Annotated in this window: 10 protein-coding genes; 5 read left to right on the top strand and 5 right to left on the bottom strand. The window is 40.3% G+C overall.

Features of this window, described 5'->3' with window-relative positions; all coding sequences use genetic code 11:
- Positions 1–183 precede the first annotated feature (183 nt).
- Together WH223_RS18300 and asnB are read left to right on the top strand one after the other, a co-directional pair.
- A complete protein-coding gene (locus WH223_RS18300) occupies positions 184–2022 on the top strand; it encodes a UbiD family decarboxylase (RefSeq protein ID WP_340049307.1) in 1839 nt (612 codons plus the stop codon).
- A gap of 225 nt (positions 2023–2247) precedes the next feature.
- A complete protein-coding gene (gene asnB, locus WH223_RS18295) occupies positions 2248–3930 on the top strand; it encodes an asparagine synthase B (protein ID WP_340049306.1) in 1683 nt (560 codons plus the stop codon).
- Between the two features lie 76 nt (positions 3931–4006).
- On the opposite strand, the gene WH223_RS18290 is transcribed toward asnB, so the two are convergent.
- On the bottom strand, positions 4007–6187 hold the full coding sequence (locus WH223_RS18290) for a S9 family peptidase (protein WP_340049305.1): 2181 nt from the start codon (positions 6185–6187) through the stop codon (positions 4007–4009).
- 139 nt (positions 6188–6326) lie between these two features.
- On the opposite strand from WH223_RS18290, the gene folB reads away from it, so the two are divergent.
- The 3 genes from folB (at position 6327) to WH223_RS18275 (ending at position 7969) form a co-directional block, all read left to right on the top strand.
- The gene (gene folB / locus WH223_RS18285) at positions 6327–6692 is read left to right on the top strand and encodes a dihydroneopterin aldolase (protein WP_340049304.1); all 366 of its coding nucleotides are present in this window, start codon (positions 6327–6329) and stop codon (positions 6690–6692) included.
- Positions 6693–6833: 141 nt separating this feature from the next.
- A complete protein-coding gene (locus WH223_RS18280; RefSeq protein WP_340049303.1) occupies positions 6834–7277 on the top strand; it encodes an Hsp20/alpha crystallin family protein in 444 nt (147 codons plus the stop codon).
- Between the two features lie 110 nt (positions 7278–7387).
- Positions 7388–7969: a hypothetical protein gene (locus WH223_RS18275; RefSeq protein ID WP_340049302.1), complete on the top strand. Its 582-nt coding sequence runs from the start codon at positions 7388–7390 to the stop codon at positions 7967–7969.
- A gap of 75 nt (positions 7970–8044) precedes the next feature.
- On the opposite strand, the gene smc is transcribed toward WH223_RS18275, so the two are convergent.
- From smc to WH223_RS18255, 4 genes are all read right to left on the bottom strand, one after another.
- Positions 8045–11590: a chromosome segregation protein SMC gene (gene smc / locus WH223_RS18270; protein ID WP_340049301.1), complete on the bottom strand. Its 3546-nt coding sequence runs from the start codon at positions 11588–11590 to the stop codon at positions 8045–8047.
- A 156-nt stretch (positions 11591–11746) separates the two neighbouring features.
- The gene (locus WH223_RS18265; RefSeq protein ID WP_340049300.1) at positions 11747–12448 is read right to left on the bottom strand and encodes a DUF4397 domain-containing protein; all 702 of its coding nucleotides are present in this window, start codon (positions 12446–12448) and stop codon (positions 11747–11749) included.
- Positions 12449–12909: 461 nt separating this feature from the next.
- Entirely contained in the window at positions 12910–14010 is a 1101-nt protein-coding gene (locus tag WH223_RS18260) for an EamA family transporter (protein WP_340049299.1), read from the bottom strand.
- A gap of 1 nt (position 14011) precedes the next feature.
- Positions 14012–14491 (bottom strand): Lrp/AsnC family transcriptional regulator, encoded by a 480-nt coding sequence (locus WH223_RS18255; RefSeq protein ID WP_340049297.1) that lies wholly within the window; start codon positions 14489–14491, stop codon positions 14012–14014.
- Positions 14492–14689 lie beyond the last annotated feature (198 nt).

The following is a 14689-nucleotide window of genomic DNA, read 5'->3' as shown; positions in this document are numbered from 1 at the left end:
AAAGAGCCTCTTTTTACAAAGTAGAGACAAAGTAAATTGCTTTTTGTCCTCTTTTGCCTATTCCTTTGGTGAGTGAGTGACTGCTTTCGTTTTGGAATAACTAGATTATGGAATAAAGCAGGGTTGGAGGGGGAGGGTTTATCAGAAAATGTTATTTTTGTTTTTCACAATTATATATAAGCAATGGGATATAATAGTTTAAGAGCATGCGTCGATGATTTAGAGAAACACGGTCATTTAATTCGGATAAAAGAGGAGGTGGATCCACATTTGGAGATGGCCGCTATTCACATGCGTGTTTTTGATGCTGAAGGTCCTGCTTTATATTTTGAACATGTTAAAGGAAGTAAGTTCCCTGCCGTATCTAACCTTTTTGGAACCTTGGATCGCTCGAAGTTTATGTTTCGTGACACCTTGGATCATGTTAAGAAATTGGTAGACGTGAAGATGGATCCTACCATGGTGCTTAAGAAACCTTTTGACTATGTAGGCTCATCTATGGTGGCTCTTGGTGCTTTGCCATGGAAAAGAAGAGCTGGTGCTCCTATTCTTTATGGGCGCACGCAGATTTCAGAGCTTCCACAGATTGTAAATTGGCCGATGGATGGTGGTGCTTTTGTGACCATGCCTCAAGTGTATACAGAGGATGTAACGCAGCCGGGTATAATGAAGGCCAATTTAGGGATGTACCGTATTCAGCTTTCTGGAAACGATTATATACCAAATGAAGAGATAGGCCTGCACTATCAGCTGCATCGTGGTATTGGTGTGCATCAAACAAAAGCCAATGCTTTGGGGCGTCCCCTAAAGGTTAGTATTTTTGTTGGTGGACCTCCTTCACATCCATTGTCGGCGGTAATGCCATTGCCCGAAGGGCTCTCTGAAATGATCTTTGCTGGAGCTTTAGGTAACCGTCGCTTCCGTTATTTTTATGATGACGAAGGTTTTTGTATTTCCTCGGATGCGGATTTTGTTATCACCGGAACGGTATATCCGCAGGAGAATAAGCCTGAAGGCCCTTTTGGAGACCATATTGGTTATTATAGTTTAACACACCCTTTCCCGTTGATGCGTGTGCATAAAGTATATCATCGTCAAAATCCTATTTGGTCTTTTACAGTTGTGGGGAGACCGCCACAGGAGGATACGAGCTTCGGTGCTTTGATTCATGAGATTACAGGGAATGCTATTCCGCAGCAAATTAATGGTTTGCATGCTGTACATGCGGTAGATGCTGCAGGTGTGCATCCTTTATTGTTTGCTATCGGTAGTGAGCGTTATACACCTTACCAAGAGGTAGATCGTCCGCAAGAGTTGTTGACAATTGCGAATCAGATATTTGGTACCAATCAGCTTAGCTTAGCTAAATACTTATTTATTTCCGCTCATGCGGATAATCCAGCGTTGGATATTCATGACGTTTCTGGATTTTTCCAGCATATCTTGGAACGTATCGATTTGACACGTGATGTGCATTTTCAAACCAACACCACTATTGATACTCTCGATTATTCGGGCGATGGTTTAAACGCGGGGTCTAAAGTAACCTTCGCTGCTGTTGGCGCGAAGAAGCGCACGCTGCTACATGAGTTGCCTGCGGGACTAGACTTGCCTAGACCTTTTAATAAGGCTAAGATGGTGATGCCGGGTGTGCTCGCTATTGAGGGGGCAGCTTTCACAAGCTATGCGGAAGAAGCTAAGATACTTGCCGATTGGTGTGAAGCTGCAAAAAATTTGGCTTGGGAAGGTATTCCTTTGCTTATTCTGGCTGACGATGCGGGCTTTGTTGCGGAGAACCTAAACAACTTTGTATGGGTAGCATTTACACGAAGCAACCCTGCGTATGATATGTATGGTGTAGGTAGCTTTACGCAATTTAAGCATTGGGGTTGTACGGGGCCTTTAATTATCGATGCACGTAATAAACCCCATCATGCACCAGCCTTAATTAAAGATGAAGCTGTAGAGCGTCGTGTTGATCGTTTAGGAGAAAGAGGTGGCTCTTTGCACGGAATTATTTAAAAAATATTTTTTATAGATAAATTAAAAAACCTAGTCCTAAAGACTAGGTTTTTTTTGTTTTCATAGTGAATATCGCTTTTGGTTATGAAATTTTCAATGATTGTAGTTTTGTTTTAAATTATTTGTAACATTTTTTTAAAAACATTATGACATTTGTTTTTTATTGTTTTACTTTGTGTAGTATTTTAAACAAAACAGTAGAAACGTTAATAAAATTATAATCACATGTGTGGAATTGTTGGAGCTTTTGAATTGAAGTCGTCGTCTTCGAAAAAACTACGTAGTCAAGTATTAGAAATGTCTAAACGTATTCGACACCGCGGACCTGATTGGTCAGGAATTTATGCGCATGAACGGGCTATCTTAAGTCACGAACGTTTGGCCATTGTCGATCCTAAATCTGGTAGTCAACCTCTTTATAGCCCTGATGGGCAAGTTGTGTTGGCTGTAAATGGTGAGATTTATAATCACCAAGAGTTACGCGCTAGTCTGCCGAATTATGATTTCGCTACACAATCTGATTCTGAAGTTATCCTTGCTTTGTATTTAGCACATGGTCCTGATTTTATTGAGCGTTTAAACGGTATTTTTGGTTTTGCACTTTATGATGCGCGCAATGATAGTTTTTTAGTGGCGCGTGATCAGATGGGAATTATCCCTTTATATTATGGTCGTGATGCGGAAGGTCAGCTTTTTGTAGCTTCGGAGTTAAAATCGCTCGAAGGTTTCTGCGTGACGATTGATCAGTTTCCTCCAGGCAGTTATTGGTATAGTGCCGAGACGGAGGCGCCACAGCGCTGGTATACCCGTGATTGGGATAGCTATGCAACGGTGAAAGATGCGGAAACGGATATTCAGGCTTTACGTGAAAGCTTGGAGGCTGCCGTGCAGCGACAGCTGATGTCGGACGTGCCTTATGGTGTTTTACTTTCCGGCGGATTGGATTCATCTATCGTGGCGGCGGTTGCCAAAAAGTTTGCGGCTCGACGTATAGAGACTGGTGGTGCCGAGGAAGCTTGGTATCCTCAATTACATTCTTTTGCTGTAGGTTTAAAGGATGCTCCCGATTTAAAGGCTGCACAAATTGCGGCTCAACATATTGGTACTATTCACCATGAGGTAAACTTCACGATTCAGGAAGGATTGGATGCTATTCGTGATGTTATTTATCATCTAGAAACCTATGATGTGACGACCGTGCGTGCTTCAACACCTATGTATTTATTGGCACGGGTGATTAAATCAATGGGTATAAAAATGATTCTCTCTGGAGAAGGCTCGGACGAGTTGTTCGGTGGCTATTTATATTTCCATAAAGCACCAGATGCACAGGCTTTTCATGAAGAGACGGTGCGTAAATTGAATAAATTGTATTTGTACGACTGTCTGCGTGCGAATAAATCGTTGGCCGCTTGGGGTATTGAAGGACGTGTTCCTTTCTTGGACAAAGAATTTATGGATGTGGCGATGACGCAGAACCCAGCGGATAAAATGATTCGTGAAGGAAGAATGGAAAAGTGGATGTTGCGTAAGGCTTTTGAAGACTATCTGCCAGAAAGTATTGCTTGGCGTCAAAAAGAGCAGTTTTCAGACGGCGTAGGCTACAGCTGGATCGATACCTTGAAAATCCAAGCCGAAGAGCAGGTTAGTGATGCTGAGTTTGCGGATGCGGCGGCACGCTACCCAATCAATACGCCTAAAAATAAAGAAGAGTTTTTATACCGTACTATTTTTGAGGGACATTTTCCTTCTGAAGCGGCAGCACAGACGGTACCATCGGTGAAGTCGGTAGCGTGTAGCACCCCGGAGGCCTTGGCTTGGGATGCTTCATTCCAGAACATGAATGACCCTTCAGGTCGTGCTGTAGCAACGGTGCACCAAGAAGCTTATGAAAAGGATCTTGTTTAAGAAATCAACTACCTGTATATAGAAAGGGCTAGCATCTTTATTGATGCTATCCCTTCTTGTTTTATGCGTATGATATTTACTTTTTCAAGTGTATATCGAAGTATTTAGCAATTTTTTCATACATATGAACACGGTCTTTACCTTGTACATTATGTTCATGCGTAGGGTACAAGAAGTAGTCTACTTGTTTACCCGCTTTGATGCAGGCTTCAATAAACTCCATGCTGTGTTGTTGTACCACAACAGGGTCTTGTGCTCCATGAATAATTAAAAGGTTACCTTTTAACTGGTCTGCTTTTGTTAACAGCGACGTTAATTTGTAGCCTTCAGGATTTTCTTGTGGTGTATCCATATAGCGCTCACCATACATGATTTCGTAGAATTTCCAATCCATTACAGGGCCACCGGCTACTGCTGTGTTGAAGATGTCTGGGTGATGCGTCATCATGGAAGTCGTCATAAATCCGCCGAAGCTCCATCCGAATATTCCCATACGCGAAGCATCAACAAAAGGCTTGTCTTTTAGGTAGGCTACACCCTGTAGTTGATCGGCCATCTCCGCTTGCCCTAGTTGACGGTGTGTAACACGTGTGAAGTCTCTACCGCGTGCGTCAGATCCTCTGTTGTCTAAGGTGAAAACAATATAGCCTTGCTGCGCCATGTACATATCGAAGTAACCAGCGCCATAGAGCCATTTATTTTGTACAAGCTGCGCATGTGATCCTCCATATAGATACACCATTACAGGGTATTTTTTACTCGGGTCGAAATTGTTCGGGTAGATGATACGTCCATTTAAGGGCGTGGTGCCATCTGCAGAAGTTAAGGATACAGCTTCAATCTTTGGAAGGTCGATTTTTCCTGCGAATGGATTTTCTGCCGTTAGGATGTTTTGCTTTTTGTCTTTGTTTAGTTCTTTTACCTCCACTTTGTTTGGCGTGCTGATATTAGAGAACTGGTCGTAAACGTATTTTCCATCGCTGCTAACCGATGCATTGTGGAAGCCCGACTCACTCGTTAGCTGTGTTGTTTTTCCGGTAGACAGCTGCACTTCGAAAAGCTGACGGTCTAAGCCTTTGTTGGTGATGCCCGTATACATGATGCGGTCTCCTTTGCTATTGAAGTTTTGTATCTTCTCGACAATAACATCTTGGTAGCCCAATGAGCGGATAAGTTTACCTTCTGTATTGTAAAGGTACAGTTGGTTGAATCCGTCTTTATCCGTTTGATACAAGAATTGATTAGGGTTGTTAGGTAAGAATGTCAAGGCCTGAAGTGGTTCTACCCAGCTGCTTGATTGTTCTTCAAATAAGGTTTGTACAAATGCCCCTGTTGTAGCGTCGTATTTGTTAAGTTTCAAGTGGTTTTGGCCACGATTCAATACGCCTACATATACAAATTTGCCCGTAGGATCCCAAGTACAGATGGTTAAGTACTGCTCTTCTTTAGAATCTCCCGTTTGTAACGTTACTTTCTGGCCATTGCTGCTGTTGTAGATAACAAGCGTTACCTCTTCGCTTTTCATGCCCGCCATAGGGTAGTAGATATCTTTTACAGACGCTACACGCTCGCCCCATTGGATTAAAGGGTATTTGCTGACCATGCTTTCATCCTTACGGTAGTATAGCAACTTGTCGTTTTGTGTATTCCACCACATACCTTTCTTAATACCAAATTCTTGACGGTGGGTATAGTCGCTACCATTAACGATGGCAGGATTGCTGTCGTTTGTTACCGCTGTTTTCTGTCCCTGTTGGTCTTGAATGACGATATTGTTGTCAACCAAGTAGGCTATCTTCGAAAGGTCAGTTGTATACTCTTCGTTGGCAGCCGCTATAGGTAGCGCAGCACGTACAGAAGCTTTTTTATCAGCTAGGTTATAGCGAATAAGATATTTGCTGTTACTCGTGTTGAGGGTGAAGTCAAGCTCATTGGCGCTGTTCCATTGGTAGTCGGTAGGGAAGGTGCTTAGCTTTACTTCTTCTTTACCGGCTAGCAACGATTGTAGCGCCTGTTTGATCTGCTCCGCTTGAAGTAATGGCGTCGCTTGCCAGTTGCTTTTCGCTTCGCGAATTATTAAATTTTGATAGCTATCATCAAAATGAGTGAAAGCATCTTTATTGGGAACCCATTGAGGAAGTACAATGGCTTTTGGAGCGTATTGACGAGGGCCAAAAACAGTTTCGTTGATGTTGAAGCTTCTTTGTCCATACGCAACGGAAGAGCCCAACAAAAACAGTACGAGTAACTTTTTCATTTCTGCTTAATTTATGAGAATGCTAAAATAGAAAATTGATTGTAATTCAGCGCCTATTCTTTGTAGGTTTCTTAGCGATTGGGCCGTTTCCTTGTTTATTATTTCGTTCAAGCTTCTGTTTTTTTTCTAAGTTTGTCGTATGGCTAAAATCACTCAAGAAGTGGCGTTAAGAGATATGCGTTTCTTTTCGCCGATCGGTTATTATGAAGAAGAGCAGTTGCTGGGTAATGAGTTTTATGTAGATGTGGTGGTTACCTTTCCTTTTCGAGGATTGGATAGTGAAGACTTACAGCATACGGTGAACTATGAGGAGCTTTTTAAAATTATGACTACCGTGATGCAGCCTAAACGTAAATTGTTGGAGTCGGCGGCCGAAGAAATGTTGACGCAAGTGTGTGAGAAGTACGACTTCGTTACCAAAGTTTATGTGCTTATTCGGAAAACTACGCCTCCTTTTGGTTGGGATAACCTACGCTCGGAAGTGTCTTTATGCTATGAGAAATAGTGTGATTAAGACAAAAAGTCATTCTATTTTGTTTTAACAAGACAAAAAGTCATTTAAATTTTGTGTTTTTGTGCGGTGGTATAGGCTTTGATATGTTCTCTGTAAATAAATATTTAAAAAAAGATATAGGAGAACATAAACATGGCATTCGTAACATTTCCAAACAGATCAATTCATACGCACCGCGTAAACCCTAATGCAAACAATTTTTTTGATAGTTTCTTTGATGATTCTTTCGTGAAAGATCGTTTTACTTCAGCAGTACCTGCGGTTAATATTTCAGAGAATGATGCCGCTTATCTTATTGAGTTAGCAGCTCCAGGTTTGCAGAAATCTGATTTCAATATTCAAGTGGACAAAGATTTATTAACTATTTCCGTAGAGAAGAAAGAGGAAGAGGCGGCAGTAGTTAAGCATTTTAGTAAAAGAGAATTTAATTTTAGCGCGTTCAATCGCTCCTTTACTTTACCAGAATCTGTAGATTATAATAATATTGATGCCGTATATACTGACGGTGTTTTGGTTGTAACAGTAGGTAAAAAAGAAGAATCTAAGATAGCAAAACGCGTATTAGACGTGAAATAGATAAAAGTGTAGGTTTTTAAGGTTGAAAACAGTCCTCATATATTTTTGTGAGGGCTGTTTTTTGTTTTCAAGTCTTTGTTTATCTTGCCCTATAATTGAAAAAATAGAGAATGAAACAGTTATTTGTACTTAGCCTGTGTTTAATGGGCTTCTTTTTGAGTGCCGAGGCTCAAGAGCGTTTGTTTTCGGTACGATTTATTCAGGATGGACAAAAGGTGCCCCTAGCGGAGAACAATACCGTAAACCTGAAGAAGAAGCCTTTTCAGATTCAGCTATCTCATATCCTTGATGAGGGAGTATTGATAGGCGCTACTTTCGATAAAGACTTGTATCGCTCGGCGATGGGGGATGCTGATTTGGAAGTGATGTGGTTTTCAAATACAGGTATGGCTGATGATATGTTTAATGATGATAAATCATTAATGATGTCTGATGAGGCACCCAGCTATTGGTTCTATACCTCCAAAGAACAGCATCGTTTTGATCATGATCCTAAGGAAAGCAATGGTCGTTATTTAGGCACAAGAACGATTGAGAATCTAGCTTTATTGGATCCTTATCGTATGGTGCCGATTAAGAATGTTAAGAAAAACCTCTATTTGGTATTTTATGAATCTTCTTATGATGCCGAGGAAGATGAGATACAGACGGTAACTAATCCACTGGGCTTTCAGATTGTTTGGGTACCTTAATTTTAGTTGGTATATCACTAATAAAAAAGCCTGTGCAATAAATTATTGCACAGGCTTTTTTATTATTTCTAGCTTTTAAGCTACCGCTACATCACGTAAATCAACGGCTACAACTCGAGATACACCCTGCTCAACCATGGTCACCCCGTATATAATATCGGTACTCGCAATGGTACGTTTATTATGGGATACCACAATAAACTGTGAGTTTTTGGAGAAGTCGCGTATGATATTGTTGAACTTATCAATGTTGGTATCATCCAATGGAGCATCCACCTCATCAAAGATACAGAATGGTGCAGGCTTCAATAGGTATAAAGAGAATAGTAACGCTGTTGCTGTTAGTGTTTTCTCACCTCCTGAAAGCTGATTGATGGATAAAGGACGCTTTCCTTTCGGTCTAGCGATGATATCAATATCCGATTCTAGTGGATTATCAGGGTCTGTTAATACCATGTCACAGGAGTCTTCCTCATTAAATAAGGAACGGAATACCTGAATGAAGTTGTCGCGTACACTGTTGAAAGCAAACATGAACTTCTCGTTGGCCGTTAGGTCGATTTCACCAATAGTAGCCATTAATGAAGCTTTAGCCTCCAAAAGGTCATCTTTTTCTTTGGTGATAAAGTTGCTACGCTCCTCCATTTCATCGTAAGCTTCCTTCGCCATCGGGTTGATGGTACCATAGCTGTCCAATTGTTTTTTAAGACTATCGCAGGTGGAAACAAGCTCCTCAAAGGAGGTTGCAATTTCAGGCATTTCACCCTCTAGCAATTCGTTGATATCGATGTTGAATTCTACCGATAGACGTTCCTTAAGGCTGCTTAAGTCAATCTGTAGAGCTGTTTTCTTATCTTTCAACTCCGATAGTAGGAAGTCGTTTTGGTCTTTATTACGGCGCAATTGCGTAATCTCTTCTTCCAAGTCGTTGATCAGCTTGCGCGAGTTGTAAAAGTCTTCTTCAATCTCTTGAAGTCCTTTTTCTAGGGTTTCTTTTTCGGTGTACATCGCGATAAGATCCGTGTCGTTGTGATCAACAAACTGTATCGCATCTTTCATTTCCACCTTTACCTGCTCATACTCCAGAGAGTTTTTATCCATGCGTACTTCAAAAGCCTCTTGTTGGCTTTCGCGGTATTCTAAATCCTTTTGTAGACTAGATACCTTGTTCAGCTGCTGGTGGTAGCGTATATTTTCCTGATTGAAGGCTGTAGACTTGTCGTTCAGCACTTCGTGAATCTCATTGTAAGCCTCTTGTAATTCAAGGAGCTGTTTATGATGCGTATCGCTTTCTACTTTTAAAATTTGTAACTCAGGTTCTGACTTCTGTAGGTCGTAGCTGATAACCGTAACTTGGCTTTCAATATCATGTTTTCTGTTTTTACTTGTCGTAATAAACGTTTGATATTGCTCTTGTTTTGTTTTTACGGAGATAAGCTCATTGTTTAAACGATTCAAGCTCGTTCTCAATTCGTCGATAATTTCGCGCTTTGAGTTGATGCGCAACGTAGCTAAGGCATCGATGTCGGCAGTCTCTTGTGTTTGTAGCTTTTCAATTAGGATGTTTAAAGCCTTAATCTCTTTCGCTAGGTTTTCTAAGTTCTTTGCACGGCCGATACGTTTACCTTCAAATAAACCTACGGATCCACCGCTTAAGCCTAAGCGTGTTTTCGAGAATTTACCCTCCGGGTGAAGAATCACAAGCTGCCCTTCAGGAAGAGTAGACTCTAAGTTGTCCGCAGCATCAGGACCAATAAGGTAAACATGCTGAAGGAGCTGCTGACAAAGAGCCGCATATTTCTTATCTACTTTGATGACTTCCATCGCTGGAATCAGCCCCGTAGGGATGTTTAAGTCAGCAGCAGGTGTGTTTATGATCGCGTCAAGAACAAAGAAGTTGGCACGGCCACGAGAGGAAGCGCTCAACAACTGGATGGCTTGTACAGCCTCCTGTTGGTCGTCCACGACATAGTGGTTCATGATAGACTCTAAGTAGTTTTCAATGGCTACACGGTAGTCTTCCTGACAGAATAAAATATCCGAGAATAGGGGATATGATTTTTTCCATCCTGCATTCTTACGCAAAAACTTGATAGACTCCGGAAATCCTTCCAGATTGTCGACCAATGATTTTGTTAAGTTGTATTCATTCTGCTTCGCATCCACCAAACGAGACTCACGGCTTAATTGCTCACGTGTCTCCTGTAGGCGTTGCTCAATAGTTTGCATTTCTGATTGTAAAGTCTCTTCGTTGTGAATAGCTTCATCAAATTGTTCTTGCTGATTTGCAACACGCTCTTCCAGATCGTTCACAACGAGGTTAAACTCGTTTAATTCCGCTTCCTTAGAAGTGGTATCTGTTAGGTTACGTAAAGACTCTTGCTGTAATGCTTCTTTCTGGATGTGAAGAACGGCGATATCTTTCTCTAGCTGGTATATCTTATTTTGTATCGTGCTACTCTGCTGTGCAAAGTTATCCAATTTAGCTTTTGAAGACGTTTGTTGAACACGTAGCTCATCGACTTCATTTTTCTCTTTTTCAATACCTATCTGGTATACATCAAGCTTTCCTTGTTCCTCAAAAAGTTCTTCGTTGAGTCTTTTCATCGTATAAAGAACATTCTCCAGTTGCTTCTTGTCGTTGTTAAGCTCGGCTGTAAGGCGCATCTCCTTATCCTGTAAGTGACGCATCTGCTCGTTCTTAATTTTTTTATCCGACTCGTAAGCTCTGATTTTGTTGATATACTCGTTGGTGCTCTTCTGTTGTGTAGCTAAATTCTTCTCTTTCGCTAAGATAGAGTTCCTTGACTCACGCAGCTGATTTTCATGCTGAGCGATGCGGTCGGCAGTGCCTGATAGTATTTCTTGCTGCTTGCCTTCCTGCTCTGCGATGCGCTCAAGTTCACCACTAAAACCATCAAGACGGTAGTAGGCTAAGCCTATACTTGAGCTTTTGTATTCTTCCTTAAGCTGAAAATATTTATCTGCTTTTTTAGCCTGTGTTTCTAGCTGCTTTAAATTTTTGCTGATCTCATACAAAAGGTCGTCCACGCGTGATAAATCACCTTCTGTATCCTTAAGTTTCGCTAGCGTTTGCTTCTTACGTACCTTATATTTGGAAATTCCGGAAGCCTCTTCAAATAAGTTACGGCGGGAGTTCTCTTTATTATTAATGATCTCGTCTATCATTTTTAACTCAATGATAGAGTAGGAGTCAGCACCGATACCGGTATCAAGAAATAAATCTGTAATATCTTTAAGTCGACATTTTACATCGTTAAGGCGGTATTCGCTATCGCCGTTGCGGTAAAGCTTACGCGTAATGGTGACGGTAGAAAATTCGGTAGGAAGGAGTTTGTTGTTGTTCTCAAAGGTTAAAGACACTTCCGCCAAGTTGGCTGGCTTACGGTTTGCGGTACCATTGAAAATAATGTTCTCCATTTTTTCCGAACGTAGCATCCGTGTACTCTGCTCACCAAGTACCCAACGTATGGCATCGACAACATTGGACTTGCCACAGCCATTAGGGCCTACAATAGCGGTGACCCCTTCATTGAAGTTGATGGTAATCTTATCGCCAAAGCTTTTAAAGCCTTTTATCTCTAACTTTGTTAATTGCATGAACTAAGCCTATTTCGTTTTTTATTTGAAGGACGAAAATACTCATTTTTCTTCGAGGCTGTTCATATTTTGATGATGATTTTTCTTAAAAAAAGAAAAGCTCAGAAACTGAGCTTTTCAGACTAAAAAATCTAAAATAGAAAAATATTGAGAATCTTAAGGTATTGCGACAACACCAATGTAAAGTGGTGTTTGCGCATTGTCTTTAACGCCCGTCAGGATAATGGTATAATATTGCCCTTTAACGAAGTTATAATCTCTTTTTACAAGCTCTTTGCCTGCGTTATCTTTAATAATCAAAGGCAAGTTGCCCGATGCATTCGCTTGGAATGCTTGGTATTGTACAATCGAAGCACCAGTTTCTGTAGGACGTTTGCTAAACAATGCTGTTTCAGCTGTGCCAATGAAAAGATTCGTCTCTTCTACATTGTTTGCTAAGTTGAAGTAACGTATCCCTGATTTATCACCTAAATCTTTGATGCCTTTATCTATAGTTAACCCGAATTTAGGTTTTTCTTTTGTACCAAAAACAAAAGAGGTGTATGCTGTGGAATCTTTAACGGTGATTGTAGAGTCTATCAAAGCTTTAGTTGCATTCATGCCAACCACTTTATAGTTGCGTTGTCCCGTGAATAAGTTTGTGGAAGCATAGCTTTTGAATGCGATAGGAGCTATGTTGTTGTTGATACCACGGCCATCAATGTAGTAATACAATGCATTGTCCTCAGGGAATGCATTCACATGAATCATAAATCCCGCAGGAATGTTTTGGTAATCGTCATTATCTTTTAAACAGCTGCCGAAGGTTAGTAAACCTATTAGGCTACATAAAAATAATTTCAAAGGAAGTGTTTTCATATTTGAACTCTTTTGTGTTTACCCCCTTAATACGGGGCTCATAGACAGTACGCTACAGTAGGGGAAAGAAAATGCTCATGTTTTTTATGAAGCAATAAAAACAATTGACAGCTAAAAATTATTTTAAGAATACGATTTATCGTTTAACGATTAACTATTGAGTTAATTCTGTTTTTCTATACAATAATGTTGTAGCTAGGATGCTACATTAATATTTAAATAACAATTGATTGCTGTTTAATGCAAAAAATAAGTTCTAAATTTAACTTGAAGTTATTTAATTTAAACTAAGAGGTATGACTAGGTTTTTAGGATTTCCTTTTTGGATAAGGATTTCCATCTGTGTATTATTAGGGTTGGCCCTAGGTTGTGTCCTAGGTGAATTTTTATTTCAAACGCTTGGCGCTTCATTTTAGTAAGTAACAGGAATAGGCTTTTCGTGCCTATCCGATTGACCTAAACTAATCTTGTGGCGTTTTAACCTTTTTCTTTTCGTGCTTACTATTAAAGTTAGATATTTCCACAATGCGTGGAATACTGCTTTGAGGTGCCATTTCACGTAATTTCTTTATACGCTTAGCTCTTTTATAGACTTTAAACTTTTTATTGTCTTTATAAAGATCCCAATTCATAAGCAACACACTTGATAGTACAACTATTAAGCCAAATATCTGCATGTTGGTAACTTGATGGCTTGTGAAGAAATGAGCCAGCATTAAAGCGACGATAGGATTGATGTATGCATACGTGCTCACCTCTGTTGCTGGACGATGTTGTAGTAAGAACAAGTAGCTACCAAAAGCCAAGATAGACCCCATTGTAGCTAAATAAGCCATCGCTCCCCAATCGGCCATTGCAACGCTAGCGATGTCAAAACGGGCATATTCTCCATTTATCAAGGCTACCAAAGTAAAAGCAGTACCTGCTGATACCATTTGCCAAGCGGTTTTCACCAACACGTTCATCTCTTCCTCCTGGCTGTCTACAGGACGTTTCTCTTTGCTATATTTTGAAATCAAAGAGCCTATTGTCCAGCCTATGGTTCCAAATATTAAAACAACCATAGCCGTCAGTTTCATGGTTTTGTCTTCACCATGGGCCGTGTCGCCAAATATTTGCTCCGCAAAGAGCATGAAAACACCTATAAACCCGAAAAGTAAACCTAGAATGATGGGTGGGCTACTGAAATTCTGCTTCCATTTTGGTTTATCAAAAATGATAAACCAAATGGCGGTCGCAGCAGATAATATAGAAACAATACCACTTGAAATGTATTGCTCCGACCAGATAATAGCAGCCATGTCGATAAAAAGTAATAGGAAACCTATAAATAAGGCGTCTTTTACGGCCGACTTGATGTATATTTTATAACCTCGAATTTTGCAATAGCTCATCAGTAGCGTACCGGCAATAATAAACCGAATAGAACCCAATACAAATGGACTAAAGCTGTGCAAGGCTTTCTCAATGAAAAAGAACGTAGAACCCCACACGATGTAGACTACTAAATAAGCAAAAACGATGCTCGTCGAACTAGGGGTTCCTTGTATTTCTTTATTCATATTATTTTTTAGCTGGAATCACTAACTTTTGATCTTCCTTAACTGTTGCTAGTACGATGGTGGTACGTGTAGAAATGATACCTTCAATTTTACCCAAGGTGTTACGCATCAAGTCTACAAGACCTGCGGCATCACTTGTGCGCACTTTAACTAAGTAACCATCATCGCCAGCGATATCGTGTACCTCTTGTACTTCTGGGATTTCAGCCAATAAAAAACCAACTTTTTGTTCGCCAATAATGTCTTGTGCTTTAATAAAAATAAAAGACAATAGCGTTTGGTCTAGGGCTGCTGGATTAATCTTTGCATTGTACTGTAAAATAACCTCTTTTTGTTCTAGTTTTTTTACACGCTCAAGGATCGCAGAAGGGGCCATGCCCAATTCACGTGCAATATCTGCGTTGTTCGTACGAGCATTCTCTTGCATAATACGCAAGATCTGATAATCGATTTGGTCTAGATTGTACTCCAATTTTCCCATAGTGCTGCAAAAATAGTAATTTTTGAATAAAATTCAAACTTTCGTTAAGTAAATAGAATTTTATTCGTTTGTAAAAGTAATGTGTTGAATAATTGTTAATTAACCGGGTTTAGGATTCGTGCTAGGAATGCCTGTTTGTGCGTGTTTTTTAAATCTTCATGAATAATAACTCAAAATACTGGTAAGTTTTGTCGTAAT

The sequence above is a fragment of the Sphingobacterium sp. MYb382 genome (genome assembly GCF_037572665.1).
GTDB lineage: Bacteria > Bacteroidota > Bacteroidia > Sphingobacteriales > Sphingobacteriaceae > Sphingobacterium.
This window is presented reverse-complemented; position numbering and strand designations above follow the sequence as displayed.